The sequence below is a fragment of the Pseudomonas sp. NBRC 111143 genome, assembly GCF_001320965.1.
GTDB lineage: Bacteria > Pseudomonadota > Gammaproteobacteria > Pseudomonadales > Pseudomonadaceae > Aquipseudomonas > Aquipseudomonas machongensis.
On the sequence record NZ_BCBT01000002.1, the window covers coordinates 1 to 22,057 of the forward strand.

Genomic DNA, 22,057 nt, shown 5'->3' on the forward strand with positions numbered 1-22,057 from the left:
TCGAGCTGCTGGTGCGCAACTGGGATGCGCAAGCCCCGGCGCGCCTGGCGATCCAGGCGCTGGTCTACGACAGCCGCAGCCAGGGCGGGCTGCGTGCCGCGCAGCAGGACCAGCGAGACTGGTTCGACGCCACCGGCCAATGGCTGCCGGTGCTGCGCATCGACCCCAGCCAGCCCGCTGACCAAGTGTTCGGCTTCAACCTGCAGGATCAGCAGTACATCGGCTATCAGCTGGCGCAAAAGCTCAACCAGCGCTACACCAGCACCGCGTCGGCCTGCGCGGACGGCCGCGCCGCGTATTTCTGCAATGGCGTGCTGTTGCGCAACAACCAGGCAACCCCGGCGTTTCCGGCGTGGAACCCGAGCCCGGCTTCACACAAGAACAACGGGGTCTCGTTCAGCTACGTGCGTGCCGATGTGAACCTGCGACAGATCCGCGGGAACTATGCGTTCACGTTTCGCGAATTGGCAGCGCCTGCCGCCCATCGCCCGACCTTGCGCTGCGCCTACCCCTACAACGCCGGCACCTCCGGTAGCAGCGACCCTTGTACCTTCAAGGGCGAGTGCGAAAAGCTCGGCATCGACACGGTCGACGCCTGGCGTGCCAAGCACATTGGCAACCCCGCAAACAGTTGCGCCTTCGGTAACGGCGCAAAGCAGTATCAGTTGAGCATTGACGTGCGCGGCCTGCTACCCAACCGATCCGACCACAACGAAATCATGATGGCGGCCTGGCCCGACGACATCCCCACGCAAATCCCGCTGGAGTCAGTGCTCTATGCCACTGGCAGCAACGCCCTGCTCCAGGCGCAGTTCATCCAGCACGATTACTACACCCGTACCGATCACTTCCTGCCACTGCTGCGGATGAACCTGAACGACACCCGCCCCCCCTTTCAGCTACGACCCGGCCGACCAGCTTGCCATCGGAGCCCCGGCCGCCACCCACGGCCTCTGCTCCGAGGCAACCGACTGCCATGATTGAGGAAAACCATGATCAGAGACGAACTGAACAGCTACTTTCCACCGCTTGCCCGCAAGGCCCTTACCCCACTGGTGATCGCCGGCATGGTCACGCCGGTGCGTGATGCGGATGGCGGTATCAATTGCAAACTGTTGACGCAATTCGAAGAGGGTTTGCTGGTGGCGATCGACCCCTACCTCGGCATGCAGCTCAAGGACCGGCTGGAAGTCCTGTGGGACGGTGTCAGCCTGGCTGATCACGAGGTGCAACCCGACGAGTTGAATGACCGAATATTCATGTTCCTCGATACCACCCTGATGCAGACCGGCTGGGTGGAAAAGGTGTTCTGCCGACTGACCCGCGCAGGCAGCCCCCCCGAAGATTTCGAAGACTCGCCCCCACTGCGCCTGCGCATCAAGCGTGAACTGCCCGGGGGCCACGATCAGAACCCAGCGTTGCCCGGGCATTCGCAGCTACCGGCCCCCCTTCCGCCTCAAGAGATCATCGACGGCGGCGTGGACGCCAGGTGGACAGAGCGCGGCGTACCCCTCGCCATCGGCTGGTATGACTACCGTTCGGCCTGGGACAGCATACGGCTGTTCTGGGGAGGGAGAGCAATCCCCCCCCATGAATTGACCGAGGAGCAGGCTGCCGGGCGCGACCCCATCACCATCACGGTGGACAAGGCGACCATTCTGGCGGTGGGTGATTCGGCAAAACTGCTGCTCGAATACGACGTCACTGACGAAGTGGGCAACGTTTCTGAAAAACGCTCGCTGCAGCGGTATGTACGCGTGGACAGCAGCATCACCAGGCTCACCCCTCCGGTGGTGAAGGAAGCCCGGGATGGCAAGGTCGACCTGGGTATGCTTGGCGACAAGGACGCGACCGTGGAGTTCGAAGCCCGCTCACCGGTCTTCAAGTTCGGCGATACCGTGATCATCAGCTGGGCAATCCAGCAGAATGGCGTGCCCGCCCATGAGAAGGCGCAGTTGATCGACAACCTGCCCTACAAGTATGAGGTGTCCATCCCCAACCGGATCGTGCGCGAGGGTGCGAACAAGGACGTGATTGCGTCGTATACACTGCATCCCGCCAATAACGACCCTGTCTCGCCTTCCTGGCCTACGTCAGTTTTCATCGTCGGTGATGCGACGACGAGCAGCGCGCCGACCACACAGAAATGAAAAAACCACCCGGCACACGTTGCCGGGTGGGCTCCGATCGATCAGAAGCTGTAACGCAGCCCAACATTCACCCCATATGGCTGCTCGATGTCCTGCCCCTTCATGCCGTCGATTTCGGCATGCGCCGAAAACGCCTGGCTGAAGGCCACGGCCACGCCCGCGCCGAATTCGCCGCGCGATCCCGACAGGTCATTGTTGAACAGGTTGTCGTTGACCTGCACCCGGTTGGCTTTGGCGAACTCGTGGGCCACCGCCACCCTGACGTAGGGCTGTACCTGGGTACCGTTGGCCAACTGCAGATTACGGCCGACCACGCTGCCAACCTTGCCCAGCAGGGAGCGGGTCTGGTCGCCTTCAGCGCGCATGCCATTGCTCAGGTCATAGTCCTTGCCTCCGATCACTACTGCCGACAACTGGCCGTAAGGCTCGACAAACCAGTTGTCAGCCAGAGTGATGTGCCGGCCGAACTCCACCGAGCCACCCAGGCCGGTGGCGTCATAGTCGCCCTTGGCGCGGGTGGCGTCGCTCATGCTGACCTTGGCCTTGTTATGAAAACGGTTGGCCTTGAGCACGGCATCGAAGTAGTAACCACTGGCCTGATCGAGCCAGGTGGTGTAGAGGCCCGCGTAATAGCTGTCCACCGTACCCGAACTACCGCGGGTCAGATCCAGGTCGGAGCGGCTGTGGCCGGCGAGCACCCCCACTAGCCATTGGCCGTCACCCCACGGCAGCGGTGCGTCGGCGCCCAGCGAGAAGCCGCTCTGCACCTGATCGTAACCAACGCCCGACATCCCCGAGACGCTGTATTTGTTGCTGTATGCGCGCGTCCAGACCCCGGGTTTGGCACCGTTGAAACGCATTTCACCCATGCGGCTGCGCAGCGAGGTCAGCTCGCCATACCAGACCGTGGGCGCAGTGTTGAACAAGGCCAGCACCGAGCGGGTGCCGGGGCTGATGGATTTCGACTCCGGGTCCAGGAACCATTCGGTGCCGCCAGTGCCGTCGCTGCGGGAACCCAGCTTGTAGGAATAGGTACCGACGTCCACCGGTTGGTCGCCCGCCAGGTTGAACGAGGCATCGCCGGCAGCCGCCTGCACCAGGGTCAAGGCTTGGGGGTCGCGCGGGTCAACCCCCGAGCCGGCAACCGCCAGCACGTGGCTGCCCGTGGCGGTGCCGGTAACATCAAGCACATCGTGCTGATTGCTCGCCCAGTCCACGTCCATCACGAAGGTACCGTTGCCGGACAGTGTGTCCACCGTCAGCGTGTAGAACTGCCCCTCATCGCCGAATGTCACCCTGCCCTGGTCGAGCGAAAGGTTTTCCAGTTGCTGGTGGTCGACCAGCTTCCACTCCGAGCCCGATTCGATGGCCATGTTCTGCACGCCCTGCAGACGGCCGGTGAACTGCGAACCGTTGCTCAACTGCACACGGGCCGCACGGCCATCGGTCACGCCGATATCACCCTCCAGGCTGCTGCCATCAAGGGTCACGCTGGACAGGTTGCTGACATTGCCCTTCAAGTGTGAGCTGTTGGCAAGTGCAAGGGTGCCGGAGCTGCTCGCGTCGGCCGTGATATCGCCGGTCAGCGAGGCATAGTCGAAGGTAAACTGGCCAGAACTGCCATTGCTCACCGCGAAGTTGCCGGTCAGCCGGCTGGCGCTGACCAGCACGTCGGCATGGGCATCGTTATCGACTTCCAGCGCATTGCCATTGCCACCCTCGAGGGTCGAGCCATTGCGCAGTTCGACCCGGGTACGGGTGCCAGGGCTGAACTGGCCACTGACCAACAGCGCGGCGCCGCTCTGCCCTTGCACCTGGGTGTTGTCCAGGACCAACGTGCCCAGGTTGCTGCTACCGGGGTTGCCTTCGTACTGGATGCCATTGAGACCGCCGGAAATGCTGCTGTTGCGCGCCGTCACATCGGCGTTGAACGCACGCAGGCCGTAGCTGGCGCTCGATGTCCCGCGCACGACCACCCCATCGAGCGTCAGCTCACTGCCGTTCGAAACCGATACACCGCCAGTGCCCCCCGTGACAGAGCCTCCCATCATGCTGACCACCGCGCCGCTCTGGCCCGTGAATCTGGCCAGGGCCATGCCTACCCTGTCATTGCTGATATGCGAATCGCGAATGTCAGCCGTGCCGCTGGTGATGCCAAAACCGCTCGCGGCCCCGCTTTCGCCGACAATGGTGCTGCTGGTGATCCTGGCATCGGCACCGCCACCGGACAGTTGGATGCTGCCAGTGGTGCTGCCCGCATTGATATTGAGAAAAACGCTCGAGGTAGCGTTGATAGCTTGCGTAGTTGCGCCGTTTACGTTCAAGGTAGCGCCCGTGCCAAGGGTCCAGCTGTCCACTGGGTCACCCGGCGCCAGATCGACGGTTTCCCCTGGCTCGACCACGGCCGCCTGAGCCATCGGGGCTAACGCTGTCAGGCTCAGGGCGACGACCGCGCTCCAATTGACAGGCAATTGGGATCTACTCATCTCAACCTCCAAGTTGTGTGCAAAATGGCGCGAAAGGTAGCGATCTCCTCTCTTTTTTTATGCAGGAAAAGTCAACTAATAGACGGGAGAATTCCTGCAGCGCTAGGGCCCGCGGTGTTCAAGCGAGCCCTCGAGGCAGCAGGCAGGCCACCGAAGTGGCCTGCCTGCTGCGTTGCATCACGGGGCTGGACTAATGAAGCAAGCCCCACCCGCGTTCATGGAAGTGACCCAGATGGTTGTGCTTCCCTGTGCAGTCGCACCTTTCTTGGCATAGGAAGCCTTGCCAGAGCCCAGAAGGCCGACGGGTTCGATGTGCTTGGCGTACTCAGTAACGTTGATGGTAAAACCTTCCACCTCATCGGTACCGCTTAATGTGTGCTCGACCGTGAAGGCGTCCGGCAATGGAGTTGTACCGCCCACATCGGTGTAGGCCTGGAATTCGACGGTTACAACGTCACCATTGCTCAAGTTCCCGGGGTTGGCAGGGAAGAACACACGCACGTAATAGTCGGTCGGTGCACCCTCGGGGTCTGGCTTGTACGACAGGCAGTTCAGGATCGGTCGGCCACCGGAAGTGGTACCTGCGTCAGGGAACTCTGGAGCCGCCAGAACCACAGGCAGAGCTTTACTGATGTCCACCTGGCTGGTTTTCTTTTCACGGTTGCCGCCGGCGGTCAGACCGATTTCGTAGTAGACAGGCACCTGATCTGCTGACGCGTGAGATGCGACCTTGTCCCATGTGATTTCAAACTTATAGGGTTTGCCTTCATCCCCCAGCGGCGGCGAATACGTACCTACCAGGTTGTCGGCAGCCGCCCAGTAGAACCAAATGCTCTCATTGGCGCCAATCGGAGCGTAGAGGTCCACCTCAATGGTGACATCCCCACCGACATCCGCAGCCACCAATTCGTTAGGTCTGGCTGGAGTCGGGTCCGTATCCGTGGCACCGCGCACCAGCAACGCAGGCAAGTTGGGGTTCTCCGGCCCAGGTCGATCCGGGTTTTCCGGGCCAGGCACGGAGAGGTCAGTCTTGAAGACGGGGGCGTCAGCCGATTCGAACGGTGCACTGCCGCGCTCTACCCGGTATTTCACCACAGTGTCTTTGGGGCCGTTGCCCGGCGTGCTGTCATAAGCCGGTTTGAGCACCTCATCGAACGGAATCAGGATGTAGATCCACTGCCCTGGAGTCGCCCCCACTTTGTGAGGCGAAGGCGTTTCAACACCTCCCCAAGTCACATAAATGTTATCGTCCGGTTGCCAGTTCTGATAAAGCGGGACAGCGACCAACAGGAGCGTACTGCGCACGTCTTCAAGGTCGATAAGGTTATCGACCTCGGCCAGCTCGATCCGGGGAGCCTGCATCGGCACGACCGGTAGCGCCTTGAGCAACAAGGAGGTGGTGACTTCAGGGCTCGGTGGCCCTTGGTTGGTGACCTTGTCGGAAAGTTGATAGGTCAGGTACAGGTTGCCGTCCGGCAGCCTGCGCAGCAGATTACCGTCGATAGGGATCTTCCTGTCTGCCTGCAACTCGCCATCGTAAGCCCAGCCAGAAATAGGCCCTCCTGCATTGGAGAGTTTCGCCTGGACGGTGTCGCCCTTCGCTTCCCCTTCGTAATCAGGAATGGTTACCCACACGATGTTGCCATTGTCTTTCAGATACTGATCAGTGATGCCCGCAGCCGCTTCGGCATCGTATTGCGCCGGGGACGGCGCTTGATTGCGGTTGGGCGGTTCCCTGTCAATGATGATATCGGTTGGATGCGACAGCGACTCTTGCCCAGTCCAACTTTCAACCCGATAACGCAGGTTGTAGGTGCCATGCCGCTCGAAGTATTTCATGTCGAACTCGACAGAAACTTGATCGCCAGGGTCGTGAGGGCCAGGGATGTCTTTTGTGGAATCAGAACTCCAGGCCGTCGCGTCTGAGCGCTTCCACTCGAATGTGAACTTGTCGACTTCATCGGATACTGGCGAAGCACCAGGCCATATATCGATGCTGAGTTGGATGTTCTCGCCTTGCTGTTCCTTGGGCACCAGCCCGGCAAAGTCCGGATCCCCTCCCCACCAAACCGGCGTAATGGGTGGCGAAAGCGTTGGTGGTGGGTCTTGCTGCAGTGTCGAAGGGGTACGCTGTGCCTGCCTGACCTTTTGGGCATATTCAATGCGATTGCGTGCGTCTTTTTTCTTGCTCATGATTTCACTCCTGTCATAAACGGGCCTGACCTGCTGGCCGGGTCGCGAATCCACTGCGCTCATTACACTTCGCCGCCGAAGCGGCGAGGCATTATTCAAAGGCGCGCCTAAACCTGCGCCATAACGTTTCACGTGCCTGGGGCTGCGAGCGCGCAGGGCCACAGCGGCTGCCATCAGGCAAGCGGCGATCGATCTTCACCAGCCCCGGTCGAGAAAGGCCGGGTAGACCGGTGGCCTTGATCACCACATAGCGAGCGATCGCCGATCCGGCCACGATCGGCTCGATGTAAGGTGTGTAGGGCTGAACCCTGATATCCAGAAACCCTGCCGACAGGTCGGCCGCTTCGACGCGGTCCTCGAAGCGCCCCTTGGTCCCGGCGATAGGACCGACGCCGTTGAAGGATTCAAAGCCTTCCCATAGCAGGATCACCCGGTCGTTTAAATCGAACCCTCTCGTCAGTGGCACGCGCGCCCTGATGCCTTCCCAGGGTTTGTGCTCACAGAGGTAGTAGCCATTGCGGTCGGCATCGGGGAACGCTGCTTCCGGGTAGGTGCCCTGCCCCTGACCCAGGACAACGGCCGCTACCGTTTCCCGGGAGTACGGCGACTCGTTGCCAGCGAGATCACGTACCGTGTAGACGGCATGGAACACCCCGTCCGTGCCAGGCGCAGCAATCTCGGAGGCGAGCAGCTGCACGCGAACGTCCTGGGCATCGAGTTCGGCCTGGGTAATGGTCTTGGTCTTGAGTACCCCATTGGTCGGCGGGAGGGTCTGCGTCCAGTACAGCGAAAGCACATCGCCGTCTTCAGCCCCGACATAAACAGGCAGCGGCAGCCGTAGTTCGACGATGCCGCCATGGCTATCCAGATAAGCCTGGTCGATCAGCCCATGCTCGAGGTCGACTGGCAACAGCAGGGCTTCGAGGGGTTGGCCAGCGCCGGGTGGTTGGCTATCCAGAGTGACGGTACGAGGGATGCTGTCTACTGGCACGCCTGACCAGTGATCGACCTTATAGCTCACGTCAAAGCGACCATCTGTGTCCAGGAAGGCTTTGGGAACCTGGAGCGGAAACTCGACAACACTTGGGTCGACCGGCCCGGTGACGGGATGGCAAGCCACTTCGACGGCAGGCGTGCCCCAGAACAGCCTCAGCGTGTCAGTTTCGCCATCGGGGGGAGGTACCGGCCACATGGGCACGATTACATCGAGGCCATTTTCCCATTCACCTGCACGCAACAATCCGTCCGGGTCATCCGGATCGATAACAGCGGGTATGCCAGGGGCGTCCAGAGGGGCGAAATGACTCAAGTCCGCGTTGGGACCGAGCGATGGGATTTCGCGATTTGCCATGCCGGTGCGTCCTGAATAGGTTGTCAAGGTGTTGTGCTTGACGCCTATTCAATACGCACGAATCGAAGCTGCCTACTGGTAGAAATGCTAGGTGCGGGAACACGAAAACCATGCGAACTTTGCCGCAGAGCACTGTTTGAGTAGGGGATAAAACAGAACCGGCCACGCATGGGGTGGCCGGGCTCATGAGCGCACTACACCAGGAACTAGCTCAGAGCAGGGTCGATCACCATCACCAGCTTGCCCGACACCTGGTTGCTCTCAAGCTCCGCATACGCCGCCTGGGCGAACTCCACCGGATAGGTATCGACCAACTGTGGCGACAACCGCCCTTCGGCGAACAGCGGCCACACCTGCTGCTGCAGGTCGCGCAGCAACTCGGCCTTGAAGCCATCGTCACGATTGCGCAGGGTGGAACCGGTGATCTCCAGGCGCTTGCCCAGCACCAGCGCCATGTCCACTTCGAACTTGCGCCCGCCCATCAGGCCGATGATCACCCAGCGGCCGTCGCGGGCCAGCAGCTCCAGGTTGAGCGGGCCATAGCTCGCGCCTACCGGGTCGAGGATCACATCGAACGGCCCGAACCCCTTGAGCGCATCGAGGTTCTCGTTACGCACCACACCTCCTGCAGCACCCAGTGCCTTGCAATAGTCCAGGCGCTCCTGGGAGCCGACGCTGACCCATACCGGGCAACCAAACGCCTTGCCCAACTGGATGGCCGCAGAGCCCACACCGCTGGCACCAGCGTGCACCAGTACCTTCTCACCCGCCTTGGCCGCCCCGAGCTGGAAGATGTTCAGCCAGGCCGTGGCGTACACCTCAGGCAGCGCGGCCGCCTCGTGCAGGCTCAGGCCCTCGGGCACCGGCAGCACATGGCGGGCATCCACGACCACTTCTTCGGCCATGGCGCCACTGGCCAGCAGCGCACAGACTCGATCGCCCACGCGCCAATCTGCCCCCGCACCCACCTCCTCGATCACCCCGGCGCACTCCAGCCCCATGTAAGGGCTGGCGCCGGGTGGCGGCGGGTACAAACCCTTCATCTGCAACAGGTCGGCGCGGTTCAACCCGGCCGCAGCCACTCGAATGCGTACCTGCCCCGCGTCGCAAACCGGACGTTCGGCTTCGACCCAGGCTACATGTCCGTCAACGCCTTGCAATGCCTTCACAGTGCCTCCATAGTTGAGTCATGACTGAGCCCGGGATCGCCATGTCCCGGGTTTTTTGCAGTATTCAGCCGGTTTCATGGAACCGGCGTACGGAAAAGACGGCCTACTATGCGTGATCAATTGCCCCCACGTCGAATCAGCATGAAGCATTTCCTCCCCAGCACCGCCCTCGCCCTCATGGTCGGCCTCGGCAGCCTCACGCTCGGTGGCAATGCGGCCGCCGCCAACAAATGGGACAGCCTGCAGCCGGACCGCGACGAGATCGTCGCCAGCCTCAACGTGGTAGAGCTGCTCAAGCGCCATCACTACAGCAAGCCTCCGCTGGACGATGCCCGCTCGGTCATCATCTATGACAGCTACATCAAACTGCTCGATCCATCACGCAGCTATTTCATGGCCAGTGACATCGCCGAATTCGACAAGTGGAAGACGCAGTTCGACGACTTCCTCAAGAGCGGCAACCTCGACCCTGGCTTCACCATCTACAAGCGCTACCTGGACCGCGTGAAATCGCGCCTGGACTTCGCCCTGGCCGAACTGAACAAGGGCGTCGACAAGATCGACTTCACCGTCAAGGAAGACCTGCTGGTCGACCGCAAGGACGCTCCGTGGCTGAAGAACGAGGCCGAGCTCGACGACCTGTGGCGCAAGCGCGTCAAAGATGAAGTGCTGCGCCAGAAACTGGCCGGCAAGGATCCCAAGCAGATCCAGGAAACGCTCACCAAGCGCTACAAGAACCAGTTGGCGCGCCTGGACCAGACCCGTGCCGAAGACATCTTCCAGGCCTACATCAACACCTTCGCCCAGTCCTACGATCCGCACACCAACTACCTGTCGCCAGACAACGCCGAAAACTTCGACATCAACATGAGCCTGTCGCTCGAAGGCATCGGCGCGGTGCTGCAGAGCGACAACGACCAGGTCAAGATCGTGCGCCTGGTACCGGCCGGCCCTGCCGCCAAGACCAAGCAGGTCGCCCCTGCCGACAAGATCATCGGTGTCGCCCAGGGCAACAAGGAAATGGTCGACGTGGTCGGCTGGCGCCTGGACGAAGTGGTCAAGCTGATCCGTGGCCCGAAAGGCTCGGTGGTACGTCTTGAAATCATCCCGGCCAGCAACGCACCGAACGACCAGACGACCAAGATCGTTTCGATCACCCGCGAGGCGGTCAAGCTCGAGGAGCAGGCAGCGAAGAAATCGGTGCTCAAGCTCAAGCAGGACGGTCGCGACTACAAGCTCGGCATCATCGAGATCCCGGCCTTCTACCTCGACTTCAAGGCCTACCGTGCTGGCGATCCGGACTACAAGAGCACCACGCGCGACGTGAAGAAACTGCTCACCGAACTGCAGAAGGAGAAGGTCGACGGCGTGGTCATCGACCTGCGCAACAACGGCGGCGGCTCGCTCCAGGAAGCCACCGAACTGACCAGCCTGTTCATCGAGAAAGGCCCGACCGTGCTGGTACGCAACAGCGACGGCCGCGTCGACGTACTCGAGGACGAGAACCCCGGCGCCTTCTACAAGGGCCCGCTGGCACTGCTGGTCAACCGCCTCTCGGCCTCGGCCTCGGAGATCTTCGCCGGCGCCATGCAGGACTACCACCGCGCGCTGATCATCGGTGGCCAGACCTTCGGCAAGGGCACCGTGCAGACCATCCAGCCGCTCAACCATGGCGAGCTGAAACTCACCCTGGCCAAGTTCTACCGAGTCTCCGGCCAGAGCACCCAGCACCAGGGCGTACTGCCGGACATCGACTACCCGTCGATCATCGACACCAAGGAAATCGGCGAGAGCGCGCTGCCCGAAGCCATGCCATGGGACACCATCCGCCCGGTGGTCAAACCGGCAGCCGATCCGTTCAAGCCATTCCTGGCTCAGCTCAAGGCGCAGCATGAAGCCCGTAGCGTCAAGGATGCCGAGTTCACCTACATCCGCGACCGCCTGGCGCTGACCCAGCGCCTGATGAACGAGAAGACCGTCAGCCTCAACGAGCAGGATCGCCGTACCCGCCACGACGAAATCGAGGCCAAGCAACTGGCGCTGGAGAACACCCGACGCAAGGCCAAGGGCGAAGAGCCGCTCAAGGAACTGAAGAAGGTCGACGAAGACGCCCTGCCGGAGGAGAAGGACGACGCCAAGCCAGAAGATGATGCGTACCTGGCCGAAACCGGTCGCATTCTGCTCGACTACCTGCGCCTGAGCTCGCAAGTGGCGAAGAAGTAAGCGACTCGATAAGGTGATGGCAGATTAATGTGACCTGTCATCAAACAGTCATCGCACTGTCGTGAAATAGAAGGGCCGGACGCCAAAACGTCCGGCCTTTTCATTTTCAGGAAGCAGTCCATGACCGTCACCGAACAGCTCAGTGCCTTGAGCGCCATCCTGGCTCAACGCAGCATTCACAGCCTGTTCCAACCGATCATCTGCCTTTCCGAGCGACGCATCCTCGGCTATGAGGCGCTCAGCCGCGGACCGTCCAACAGCCCTCTGCATTCGCCCCTGAACCTGTTCGCCATCGCCCGCCAGGCGGGGCGCCTGAGCGAGCTGGAAGTGCTGTGCCGGGAGAACGCATGCCGACGCTTCAGCGAGCTGGGGCTCGAAGGCAAGCTGTTCCTCAATGTCTCGCCCGAGTCGCTGCTGGAGCCGCACTACCCTTCCGGGCGTACCCTGAAAATGCTCGAGCAGGTCGGTCTGCAACCCAGCCGTGTGGTGATCGAGCTGACCGAGCAAACCCCCACCGACGACTTCCAATTGCTGTCCAACGCCTTGCATCACTATCGGGACATGGGCTTTTCCATCGCGCTGGACGACCTGGGTGCCGGTTATTCGAGCTTGCGCCTGTGGTCGGAGCTGCGTCCGAACTACGTGAAGATCGACCGACACTTCATCGACGGCATCCATCAGGATCCGCTCAAACGCGAATTCGTTGGTTCCATCCTGCAGATCGCCCGCGCCTCGAAGGCCCAGGTGATTGCCGAGGGCATCGAGCTGGGCGAGGAGCTGACGGTACTGGCCGACATGGGCGTCGACCTGTTGCAAGGCTACCTGCTCGGCCGCCCTCAGGAATTCCCCCCGCGCGAGGGCCTGAATCTGCTGCCCCCGGCGCACGGCAGCGCACTGATGATCAACGAGGAAGGAAGCGACCTCGTCGCGCTGCTGATCGAGCAGCCTGCGGTTGCGCTGGACACCCCGACCCAGCAGGTGCTGGAAGCGTTTCGCCGCCAGGCCAATCTCAACTCCCTGGCCGTGCTCGATGCCCAGGGGCACCCCTGCGGTATCGTCCATCGGCATTCGTTGTCCGACGTTCTGCTCCAGCCGTTCGGCACCGACTTGTTCGCCCGCAAGCCGATCAGCCGACTGATGAACGAAGACTTCCTCGCAGTCGAGCGCAGCCAGTCGCTGCAGCAGGTCAGCCGCCTGCTCACCAGCCGCGCACGACAGCGCATCGAGGAAGATTTCATCATCACCCACGGTGGTCGCTACCAAGGACTGGGTCGAGTGATCGATGTGCTCAAGTTGATCACCGAGCAGAAGATCCAGCAGGCCCGCTACGCCAACCCCTTGACCCTGCTGCCAGGCAACGTTCCAATCCGCCAGTGCCTGACCCGCCTGCTGGAGCAACAGCGTGCAGCGGCGGTGTGCTACGTCGACATCGACAGCTTCAAACCCTTCAACGATATCTATGGCTATGCCCGCGGCGACGAGGTGTTGCTGTGCCTGGCCCAGTGCCTGAACGACAGCGTCGATCCGCGCCGCGACTTCGTCGGGCATATCGGCGGTGATGATTTCATGCTGGTCTTGGGGTCGGTCGATTGGCGCGAGCGCCTGCACCAGCTGATCGATGATTTTCTACGCGAATGTCGACGCTTCTACCGCAGCGAGCACCTGGAGGCCGGTTGCTTCATCGCCCACAACCGCCAAGGGCAGCGGGAGACCTTCCCCTTGCTGTCGCTGTCGATCGGCGTGGTTTTGCTGCGACCGGAATGCTGTGCCAGCCTGGATGCGGCGCAGTTGGCCGATCTCGCTTCGCAGGCAAAGCGCCAGGCCAAGGATACAGCCGGGCCCAGTCTGAGCCTGATCGATACCGGGGTGCTGTAGCCCTACCCTGCCGTCACTTCTTCGGGGTAAGCGAACTCGAACACCCGCACCACTTCGGATGCATGCCACGACGCCGCCTCCATGCCATCGACCGGCCCGGAAAACCGCCCGAGGCGCTCGACACACTCGAAGAAGCCGGTACGCGGCAGGCGGCTGGCCCCCTGGCTGATCACCAGCGAACTGCGCAGCGGCTGCTCGGCGCGCGCGTCGAGCAGCGCCAGGTACTCCAGGGCGGCGGTCAGGGTTTGCATGGCGGGGGTGGGCAACTCCAGGCGCTCGAGCAGCGCCCTGTAGGTGAGCAGGTGGCGTTGACGGCGGGCCAGGTCGAGCTCGTCCAGCAGGCGCTGCCATTGCTGACGACTGATCCTGACCTGGCTCATGATGGCTCGCTCCAGCCGGCGATTCCCAGGTGCCACGCCAGGCTACGCTGGATCGCCGCATCAGGCACACGCTCGCCCGACTCGATCATGGCCAGGTACGAGGGGCTGATGCCGACGCTGCGGGCCAGTTGCTCGGGGGCCAGGCCCTTGGCCTGACGCAACTGCGCCAGCTCACCCAGGGCGGGCAAGCTGGCGCTTTGCTCGATGACTTCGCCACGGCCTTCAGTGACTGCAGCCTGAGGTTCATCGCTATTGGCTGGCGCATGCCCGGCTGCCGCGAGCAGCGCCTGGTACTGGGCCCAGGGAACAACTGCATACTCGGGCTGACCGTCCCGACTGATGACCTGAATACCCATACAACCCCCTCACTGCATGTAATCCGTCGGCATAATGCTTATGCCAATTATATGACCAAGTGCAGGAGTCTGTGCAGGTCAGGCCAAAATCAAGGGTGAGGACGTTCCAGGCGCAACGCTTCCGGGCTGTCCGGCAGACGCTCGACCACACGCAGGCGCTCGGGCGACTGGCTGTCGCGCCAGGCCTTGAAGCGCGCCAGCTCGTCGCCGACGGTCTTCAGCACCCACCCCAGCACGGCGATGTCATCGAGAAAGCCGACACCGACGATCCAGTCCGGAATGGCATCCAGGGGGCTGACGAAATACAGCAGGCCAGCGACGATGGTCACCAGCGCCTTGGGGCTTACAGCACGGTACTCGCCACGCCACCAGGCCAGACACAGGCCTTGCATCAGGCGCAGGTCGTCACGCAACTGGCCCAGCTTGGGGCCCTTGCGGGCCACGGCGAACAGCAGCGCCGGCAGGCGGCCACGGCTGAGCAGGCGCTCGGCCAGCGGCAGGAAACGGGCAAAACTCCAGGGTGCGCTCATGGTGTCTCCAGCATCAGCCAGGAAGGTTATCCACATTTATTGTGGATAACCTTGTGAACAGGGCAGCATTTTCAGGCGCTAGGCGCCCACGGGGCAAGGGTCCCGCTCAGATCGGGCGTTTTTTACACAACCGTTTCAGACAGGCAAACGATTTGCTTCAGGCGTGCGGTTGGGTACGCTTCAAGGTACCTCATGCTCAGACAGTGAGACACCCGCGACGTTCGCGTCAAGCGTGCGGCCAAAATGAAAACGCCCCGTCGAAACGGGGCGTCAGGTGTCGCGGTTGCCAGATTACTTGGCCGGCGCTTCGGCAGGCTCGGCGTCCAGCTTGCTCGGGTCCTTGATGGCCAGCAGCTCGAGGTCGAACACCAGTACGGAGTTCGCCGGGATCAGCGGGCTCGGGCTCTGGGCGCCGTAAGCCAGCTCGGCCGGGATGTACAGCTTGTACTTCTCACCGACGTGCATCAGTTGCAGGCCTTCGACCCAACCTGGGATCACGCCGCTGACCGGCAGGTCGATCGGGTTGCCGCGCTCGATGGAGCTGTCGAAGACCTTGCCATCGATCAGCTTACCTTCATAGTGGACGGTAACCACATCGGTCGGCTTGGGCTGCGGGCCGTCGGCCTTCTTCACGACTTCATACTGCAGACCCGAGGCGGTAGTAACCACGCCCGGCTTCTTGGCGTTGTCCTCAAGGAACTTCTTGCCCTTGGCGGCCGCTTCCTCGCTGGCCTTGGCCAGACGCTCCTCGGCGCGTTTCTGCAGGGCGGTGAAGGCTTCAACCAGCTCTTCGTCCTTCAGACGGGCTTCTTTCTTGCCGACCGCATCCTCGATACCCAGGGCCACCGCTTTGGAGTCCAGGTCATCCATGCCTTCTTGCGCCAGGCTCTTGCCCATGTTGAGGCCGATACCGTAGGAGGCCTTCTGTGCTGGAGTCTTCAGCTCGACGCTGCTGGTCTGAGCGTCGCAGCCAGCCAGGACCAGGCCTACCAGGGCAACCGCAGCCGCCAAACGATGCTGTTTCATGCTATTTCCTTGTTCATGCGCCATGAGGGCAATCAGGGTAAAGCCGCGAGCTTATCAGGCGGCCATGACCAATGGCTACCGGCATAGGAGCGGGTTTGTGGCAGGAAGTTCCTGTATGAAGGGATGTTCATCCCACCGTGAAAATCAAGGGTAGCTGCCGGCCCGGTATTCGCCTGCCACTTCCCGCAATACCTCGCACAGCCATTGGGCGGCCAGCCCCTGCGGCAGGGCCGCGTTGCGGCAGATACCCACCGAGCCTCCCGGTTCGCGTACATCCAGGTCGAGCTCGACCAGCTCACCACGCTGCAGGTCGATCAGCACGGCGTCACGCGGTGCCACCCACACCGCATCGCTGCCCAGCAGGTAGCGCCGACTCAAAGCCAGGGACAGGGTTTCCAGGCGTTGCCCCGGCATCTGGATACCGCACTGCACGAACAGGCTATCGGCGTGCTGGCGAATGGTGGTGCCTGCTGGCGGCAGCACCAGTGCGTAGTCGCCAACCCGCGCTCGGTCCAGGGGGTGACGCGCGAGCAACGGATGGCCGGGACGCACCACCAGGCTCATGGATTCACTGTACAGGTGCTCGAACGACAGGCCCTGGATCTGCGGGCTGTCGGTCATCCGCCCGACCACCAGTTCCAGCTCGCCCAGGCGCAGTTGCCCCAGCAATTGGGCACTGACCCCGGTAGCCACACTGATCATCAACGCTTCATGACGCTGGTGCAGGCGACACAGCACCTCCGGCATCAACAATCCCTCGACCGTCGACAGCACGCCGATGCGCACCTGCGACGGCGCCCGCGCCTCGCCGCGCACCGTGCTGACGCCTTCGCGCAACGCCTGCACGCTGGGTCCGGCGTAACGCATGAAGCGGGTACCCGCCGAGGTCAGCTCGACGCCTTGTCGGGTGCGCTCGAACAGGCGCGTCTCGAGCAAGTCCTCAAGCTCCTTGAGCGTCTTGGAAATGGCCGGCTGGCTGATCGCCAGGACATCGGCCGCCCTGGCCAGACTGCCCTGACGGGCGATCTCCAGAAAGCACAGCAAATGGCGGTACTTGATGCGGGTATCGAGGTTCATGCACGGCAGTGTAACTATGTGCATGGGGGCTGCAAGTCGTCTGTGAATACCCTTTCCTACAACGACTCGATCCCATTCTGACAATGCGCAGCTTGCCCTCAAGGCGCTTGGCTTTGTAGGGTGCAGCTTTCCCCGGCAAGGAGCCAACCGATGTCGCTTTACCAAACCCAGGACCTATCACTAGACCTGGGCGCAGAGCTGCCGCAGGACAGCAGCATGAACATGCTGACGTTCCCCGAGCGCGGCACCACCTTGGTGATCGCCCGCAGCCCACTCCCCGCAGACCAGTCCTTCGACATCGTCTACCGCCAGCAGCTCGAACAACTGCGCAGTCGCCTCGATGCACACATCACCGAGCCTCAAGCCACGACTTGCGGCATGGCGCAAGCCATCCAGGGCCTGGAAGTCGGCCTGCAGTTCCAGCGTGGCGAAATTCGCTCGCACCAGCGTCAACTGGCCTATCCCCATGTGCAGGCACAGCGTCTTATGGTGCTGAGCTACAGCAAGGAGACACCGCTGACGGAAAACGACCTCATGCACTGGCAAGCCATCAAGGCGAGCCTGCAGATACGCTGACACCCCTCCAGCAAGGAAGCCCGGATTCATGGCGCAGGACCTCCACGCCGCCCGCAAGGACGACCTGATACTGCACCCACCGTTGATGGCCGAGCTCACCAGCGCGCTGACCGAGGCGGTGGTCTATGCGGCCGCCACGGCCGCAGTGGGTGCGGCCTTGGGCGCCGCCGTCGCCGCCACCATCGGCACCGGCGGTGCGGCGGCTGCACTGGTGCCGGTGGCCGCCGGCCTGCTGGTAGGCGCGGCCAGTTCGCTGCCCGGCGGCGGCGACAAGAGCATCGGCGAACACATTTCCGACTTCAGTGACTGGGTGGGCAACTCGTTGTTCCCGCCCGAGCCCTATGGCGCCATCCTGACCGGCTCCGCCAACGTCCATATCAATGGCGTGCCCGCTGCCCGTGCTGCCGGCATCAGCCTGGGCGTCGAGGCTTCGCCCGACACCCCCGAGCCCCCCTCCATCCTGGAGAACGTAGGTGCCTACGCCATGTTGGGCGCCTCGATGATGCTCCCGATCATCGGCATGGCCCAGGACATCGCCAGCATCTTCAACCCGCCGATCACTACACCCGCCGATCCCGGCACCCAGGAGAGGGGCGAGGATACCATCACCTGCAGCAAGCACCCGGCCAAGAACTTCCTCGCCCAGGGTTCGGACAAGGTCTTCATCAACGGCCAGCCCGCAGTTCGGGTCGGCGACAAGACCACCTGCGACGGCCCGGTGGGCATGACCTTCTCACCCAATGTGCGCATCGGCGGCGGCACCCTGACCGTGCGCGATATCCGCGACGGCAAGAGCGCGCTGGCGAAGATCATCGGTATCGTCGCCGGCATGCTCCTCTCGCGCCGGGGTGGCAAGGCCCGCTCACGCCCAGGCAAGGCACCCAAGCCAAAGTCGATGATTCCCAAGTGCAAGGGCCATCCGGTGATCGTCTCCAGCGGTGCCAAGCTGCTCGATGGCCCTGACGACCTGGATTTCGCCCTCCCCGGCCTGCTGCCGATCGAGTGGGCCCGGCGCTATGACAGTAACGACACGCGCGGCGACGGCGTGTTCGGCCTGGGCTGGAGCCTGCCTTATGAAGTGTGCATCGAGCGTGTCCCCCACCCTGAAGGGGGCGAGCTGTGGATCTATGTCGACGAGGAAGGCACGCGTATCGAACTGGGACGCATGCAGCCAGGCAGCGCGCTGGTCAGCAGCCTCGACGGCCTGGCGTTCTTCCATCAGGATGCCGGCATCACCGTGGTCGAGGACATCTACAGCGGCCAGTACCAGGTGCTGCGCACCGACCCGCACGACTCGAGTCGTTCACGCCTGGTGCAACTGGGGGATCGCAACCTCAACCGCCTTGACCTGCTCTACGACAACGACGGCCGCCTGCAGTACCTGGTCGACACCTTTGGCCGCACGGTGGTCGAACTGCTCTACCACAGCGTGCACCCTCGCCGCGTCGGCCAGGTGCAACGTCTGTTCCTGCGCGAGGGCAACGACTTTATGGTCGAACGCCGTGAAACCCTCGCCACCTACACTTACACCCCTGCCGGTCAACTGAGCGAAGTACACGAGCCGGGCGGCCAGGTGCTGCGACGCTTCAGCTATACCCCTGAAGGCCTGATGGCCAGTCACACCCTGGCCAGCGGTGCGACCTTCCATTACCAGTGGCAGCGCTTCGCCGCCGTCCCTCGTCCGACACCGAACCTGCCGCCGCTGCTCGAGCCGCAGCCAGCCCATGAGTGGCGGGTGATCCGTCACTGGAGCGAAGACGGCGAGGACTACCACTTCCACTACGACCTGGCGCAGAGTCATACCGAGGTCACCGACAGCCTAGGTCGCAAGGACCATTTCGAGTGGGGCCCGTTGCACGAGGTATTGGTGTATGTAGATCCACTGGGCCAGCGCTGGCAGGAAGAGGTCGTCCAGGGCCAGTTGCTGGCGAGCATCGACCCGCAAGGCGCCGAGTGGCGATACCACTACGATGCACTCGGGCGCCTGATAGAAAGCCACGACCCGCTGGGGCGTTGCGAGCGCACCACCTACACCGAGCACTGGGCGCTGCCCACGCACATCAGCGATGGCGCAGGCCGCACCTATCGCAACGCTTACGACACTCGCGGCAACCTGATCAGTACCACCGATCCGCTGGGGCGCACCACGCGCTACCGTCACGATCGACAAGGCCGGGTGGAACAGGTCACCGACGCACAGGGCAAGACCCGCCAGCTGGAATGGAACGCCCGAGGGCAACTGATTCGCTACAGCGACTGCTCCAACCGCACCACCCTCTGGCGCTATGACGAGCGCGGTCACCTGAGCGAAGTCTTCAACGGTCGCAACAACCGCACCCGCTATCGTTTTGACGCCCGTGGCCACCTGCTGGAAAGCACCCGCGCAGACGGGCGCGTCGACCGCTACCAGGTAAACCTGTCGGGGCAGTTGACCCAGCACATCGACCCTGGGCAGCAGCTCACTCAATGGCACTATGACAAGCGTGGGCGCCTCAGCCAACGCACCGACGCCATGGGGCTCACCCTTCGCTTCGCCTGGGATGCGCATGACCGCCTGCAGCGTCTGGAAAACGAAAACGGCGAGCACTACGCCTTCCACTGGGATGCCCTGGACCGCCTGGCCGCCCAGCACAATCTCGATGGCGGCGGCCACAGCTATCGCTACGATGCAGCGGGCAATGTCATCGAGGCGAGGCTGCACCCGGCCCCGGACGCCGAGCCGACGTTCCCCGGCAGCCCGCCGGAACCCGAAGCGTCGATACAGTCGCAATACTTCGAGTACGACGACGCCGGGCGCCTGTTGCGCAAGCGCACCGACGACGGCGTCACCGACTACGAATATGACCTCGCCGACAACCTGCTGGCGATCACCTTCACCAACCTGCAGAGCGAGCCAAAACGGCTCGCCTTCAGCCATGACGCCCTCGGGCAACTGCTGAGCGAAACCGGTGAAGCGGGCCGGCTTGCCTACGAACATGACGAACTGGGCAACCTGCAGACCCTGACCCTGCCTGATGGCCGACGCCTCAACCATCTGTACTACGGCAGCGGCCACTTGCATCAGCTCAACCTCGACGGCCGTGTGATCTGCGATTTCGAGCGCGACGAGCTGCATGCCGAAGTCCTGCGCACACAAGGCCGGATCCAGACCCGGACCCGCTACGACAGCACCGGGCGCCTGCTGGAAAAAGCCCTGCATGTACAGGGCGCAGGCCCCGGCAGCCTGGCCCTGCTGAGCAAGCAGTATCGTTATGACGACAGTGACAACCTGATCGGCGAGGACTTCATCCAGTGTCGGCGAGCCCGCGACGGCGAGCCGACCACGCACGCCCAGATCATCGGTCGCCTGTTCGGCACCGACGCCAGCGGCAACGTCCAGCGCGGCCAGGTTCGCTACGACTATGGCCCGACAGAACGCATCCATGGCGCCAGCCGCACACAGCCTCATCGCAATGGCCAACAGGTCGAGCACTACGGCTACGACAAAGCCGGCAACCTGCTCGACGGTTACCCGATCAAGGGCTACGTACGGCACAACCGCCTGAAGGTCTACCAGGACAAGCGCTACCGCTACGACCGCTTTGGCCGCCTCAGCGAAAAACGTACTGGCGCGCACCTGATCCAGCGCTTCGAATACGACGCCGAGCACCGCCTGGTACGCGTACACCAGCAGCGCGGGCCGGTGCACGAGCGGGTGGAATTCGACTACGACCCGCTCGGCCGCAGAACCGCCAAGCGCCTCTACCGTAACGATCTCCCGACCCCTGTCAGCCAGACCCTTTTCCTCTGGCAGGGTCTGCGCCTGTTGCAGGAAATCCAGGACGACAAGCCCAGCCTGTACGTCTACGCCGACAGCGACAGCTACGACCCCCTCGCCCGCCTCGACGGCGCACCCGGCGCCGAACAGCTGCACTACTTCCACACCAATCTCGCCGGGCTGCCCGAGCAGCTCACCGATGAAAACGGCGTGACCGTGTGGCACGGTGAGTTCGAGACCTGGGGCAAGTGTCGGGAAGAATGGCACCATGCCGGGCAGAACCGTCAGCAGAACCTGAGGTTCCAGGGGCAGTACCTGGACCGGGAGACGGGGCTGCACTACAACACGTTCAGGTTCTATGATCCGGAGGTGGGGCGGTTTACGCAGCAGGATCCGATTGGGTTGATCGGCGGGGTGAACCTATATCAATACGGGGCGAATACCGCATCGTGCATTGACCCACTGGGACTGAGCGGATTCGACCCATTCGAGCATGGTGAACTCACGGATTTCCCGAAAGATCTGCATTTTGGCCAGAACAGGGCTGCGCCCCAGTTCAGCTCCATTGGTGCCCAGGTCCCTGAAATTGCAGGTAGACCTGTTCTTGACGTAGCGGATGATCTAAGAACTAATAAACTGTCTCCCGACAAGCTGCTGATCGCCTATACGAAAGATCCCGTCAGCGGCAAGTATGTAACACTCAACAACCGTGGGCTCGCTGCGCTCGTAAGCGCAAACAAATATCCAAAATATGCGATATTCGTTCCCTACCAGCATGCTCCTCCTCACCTCACAAAGGACTTCAAAAATAAACCGCCCTCGAAGTCGATTGATCTGACCCGCAACAAAGATGGGTCAGGACTCGTGACGCGCGTATCACCTTGTCCATGAACAGCACGAGATCATCG

The 22,057-nt window shown here is 62.4% G+C and carries 14 protein-coding genes and 1 pseudogene; 6 read left to right on the top strand and 9 right to left on the bottom strand.

Going from position 1 to position 22,057, the window contains the following annotated elements; translation table 11 throughout:
- Positions 1–980 (top strand): annotated as a pseudogene (locus APH44_RS30000) (hypothetical protein); the annotation flags it as partial.
- A 12-nt stretch (positions 981–992) separates the two neighbouring features.
- A complete protein-coding gene (locus APH44_RS01325; protein ID WP_054890895.1) occupies positions 993–2,150 on the top strand; it encodes a hypothetical protein in 1,158 nt (385 codons plus the stop codon).
- Between the two features lie 41 nt (positions 2,151–2,191).
- On the opposite strand, the gene APH44_RS01330 is transcribed toward APH44_RS01325, so the two are convergent.
- The 4 genes from APH44_RS01330 to APH44_RS01345 all read right to left on the bottom strand — a co-directional run bounded on the left by APH44_RS01330 (position 2,192) and on the right by APH44_RS01345 (position 9,349).
- A complete protein-coding gene (locus APH44_RS01330; RefSeq protein ID WP_156343709.1) occupies positions 2,192–4,636 on the bottom strand; it encodes an autotransporter outer membrane beta-barrel domain-containing protein in 2,445 nt (814 codons plus the stop codon).
- A 177-nt stretch (positions 4,637–4,813) separates the two neighbouring features.
- Positions 4,814–6,829 carry a hypothetical protein gene (locus tag APH44_RS01335; protein ID WP_054890897.1) on the bottom strand — a complete coding sequence of 672 codons (2,016 nt, stop codon included), beginning with the start codon at positions 6,827–6,829 and terminating at the stop codon, positions 4,814–4,816.
- A gap of 91 nt (positions 6,830–6,920) precedes the next feature.
- Positions 6,921–8,180, bottom strand: coding sequence for a hypothetical protein (locus APH44_RS01340; RefSeq protein WP_054890898.1), 1,260 nt, complete (start codon positions 8,178–8,180; stop codon positions 6,921–6,923).
- 206 nt (positions 8,181–8,386) lie between these two features.
- Positions 8,387–9,349 carry an NAD(P)H-quinone oxidoreductase gene (locus tag APH44_RS01345; RefSeq protein ID WP_054890899.1) on the bottom strand — a complete coding sequence of 321 codons (963 nt, stop codon included), beginning with the start codon at positions 9,347–9,349 and terminating at the stop codon, positions 8,387–8,389.
- A 141-nt stretch (positions 9,350–9,490) separates the two neighbouring features.
- Here APH44_RS01345 and APH44_RS01350 point away from each other — a divergent pair, with 141 nt between their 5' ends.
- Entirely contained in the window at positions 9,491–11,572 is a 2,082-nt protein-coding gene (locus APH44_RS01350) for a carboxy terminal-processing peptidase (protein WP_172964815.1), read from the top strand.
- A 120-nt stretch (positions 11,573–11,692) separates the two neighbouring features.
- The gene (locus APH44_RS01355) at positions 11,693–13,447 is read left to right on the top strand and encodes a bifunctional diguanylate cyclase/phosphodiesterase (protein ID WP_054890901.1); all 1,755 of its coding nucleotides are present in this window, start codon (positions 11,693–11,695) and stop codon (positions 13,445–13,447) included.
- Between the two features lie 2 nt (positions 13,448–13,449).
- Here APH44_RS01355 and APH44_RS01360 read toward each other — a convergent pair whose 3' ends face one another.
- From APH44_RS01360 to pcaQ, 5 genes are all read right to left on the bottom strand, one after another.
- Positions 13,450–13,827, bottom strand: coding sequence for a hypothetical protein (locus tag APH44_RS01360; RefSeq protein ID WP_054890902.1), 378 nt, complete (start codon positions 13,825–13,827; stop codon positions 13,450–13,452).
- On the bottom strand, positions 13,824–14,183 hold the full coding sequence (locus APH44_RS01365; RefSeq protein ID WP_054890903.1) for a helix-turn-helix transcriptional regulator: 360 nt from the start codon (positions 14,181–14,183) through the stop codon (positions 13,824–13,826). The genes APH44_RS01360 and APH44_RS01365 overlap by 4 nt, the downstream gene beginning before the upstream one ends.
- A gap of 89 nt (positions 14,184–14,272) precedes the next feature.
- Positions 14,273–14,713: a YkvA family protein gene (locus tag APH44_RS01370; protein ID WP_054890904.1), complete on the bottom strand. Its 441-nt coding sequence runs from the start codon at positions 14,711–14,713 to the stop codon at positions 14,273–14,275.
- A 291-nt stretch (positions 14,714–15,004) separates the two neighbouring features.
- Positions 15,005–15,739: an FKBP-type peptidyl-prolyl cis-trans isomerase gene (locus APH44_RS01375; protein ID WP_054890905.1), complete on the bottom strand. Its 735-nt coding sequence runs from the start codon at positions 15,737–15,739 to the stop codon at positions 15,005–15,007.
- A gap of 144 nt (positions 15,740–15,883) precedes the next feature.
- Positions 15,884–16,816, bottom strand: coding sequence for a pca operon transcription factor PcaQ (pcaQ, locus tag APH44_RS01380; protein ID WP_054890906.1), 933 nt, complete (start codon positions 16,814–16,816; stop codon positions 15,884–15,886).
- A 150-nt stretch (positions 16,817–16,966) separates the two neighbouring features.
- Between pcaQ and APH44_RS01385 the strand changes: the two genes are divergently transcribed.
- Entirely contained in the window at positions 16,967–17,392 is a 426-nt protein-coding gene (locus APH44_RS01385) for a DcrB-related protein (RefSeq protein WP_054890907.1), read from the top strand.
- 28 nt (positions 17,393–17,420) lie between these two features.
- Positions 17,421–22,040 carry an RHS repeat-associated core domain-containing protein gene (locus APH44_RS01390; RefSeq protein WP_082420913.1) on the top strand — a complete coding sequence of 1,540 codons (4,620 nt, stop codon included), beginning with the start codon at positions 17,421–17,423 and terminating at the stop codon, positions 22,038–22,040.
- Positions 22,041–22,057: the final 17 nt, after the last annotated feature.

Excerpts from the sequence above, each read along its gene's own strand:
- APH44_RS01335 (WP_054890897.1), bottom strand. The coding sequence starts at position 6,829 with ATGAGCAAGAAAAAAGACGCACGCAATCGCATTGAATATGCCCAAAAG.
- pcaQ (WP_054890906.1), bottom strand. The coding sequence starts at position 16,816 with ATGAACCTCGATACCCGCATCAAGTACCGCCATTTGCTGTGCTTTCTG.
- APH44_RS01340 (WP_054890898.1), bottom strand. The coding sequence starts at position 8,180 with ATGGCAAATCGCGAAATCCCATCGCTCGGTCCCAACGCGGACTTGAGT.
- APH44_RS01370 (WP_054890904.1), bottom strand. The coding sequence starts at position 14,713 with ATGAGCGCACCCTGGAGTTTTGCCCGTTTCCTGCCGCTGGCCGAGCGC.
- APH44_RS01355 (WP_054890901.1), top strand. The coding sequence starts at position 11,693 with ATGACCGTCACCGAACAGCTCAGTGCCTTGAGCGCCATCCTGGCTCAA.
- APH44_RS01350 (WP_172964815.1), top strand. The coding sequence starts at position 9,491 with ATGAAGCATTTCCTCCCCAGCACCGCCCTCGCCCTCATGGTCGGCCTC.
- APH44_RS01330 (WP_156343709.1), bottom strand. The coding sequence starts at position 4,636 with ATGAGTAGATCCCAATTGCCTGTCAATTGGAGCGCGGTCGTCGCCCTG.
- APH44_RS01360 (WP_054890902.1), bottom strand. The coding sequence starts at position 13,827 with ATGAGCCAGGTCAGGATCAGTCGTCAGCAATGGCAGCGCCTGCTGGAC.
- APH44_RS01325 (WP_054890895.1), top strand. The coding sequence starts at position 993 with ATGATCAGAGACGAACTGAACAGCTACTTTCCACCGCTTGCCCGCAAG.
- APH44_RS01375 (WP_054890905.1), bottom strand. The coding sequence starts at position 15,739 with ATGAAACAGCATCGTTTGGCGGCTGCGGTTGCCCTGGTAGGCCTGGTC.
- APH44_RS01390 (WP_082420913.1), top strand. The coding sequence starts at position 17,421 with ATGGCGCAGGACCTCCACGCCGCCCGCAAGGACGACCTGATACTGCAC.
- APH44_RS01365 (WP_054890903.1), bottom strand. The coding sequence starts at position 14,183 with ATGGGTATTCAGGTCATCAGTCGGGACGGTCAGCCCGAGTATGCAGTT.
- APH44_RS01385 (WP_054890907.1), top strand. The coding sequence starts at position 16,967 with ATGTCGCTTTACCAAACCCAGGACCTATCACTAGACCTGGGCGCAGAG.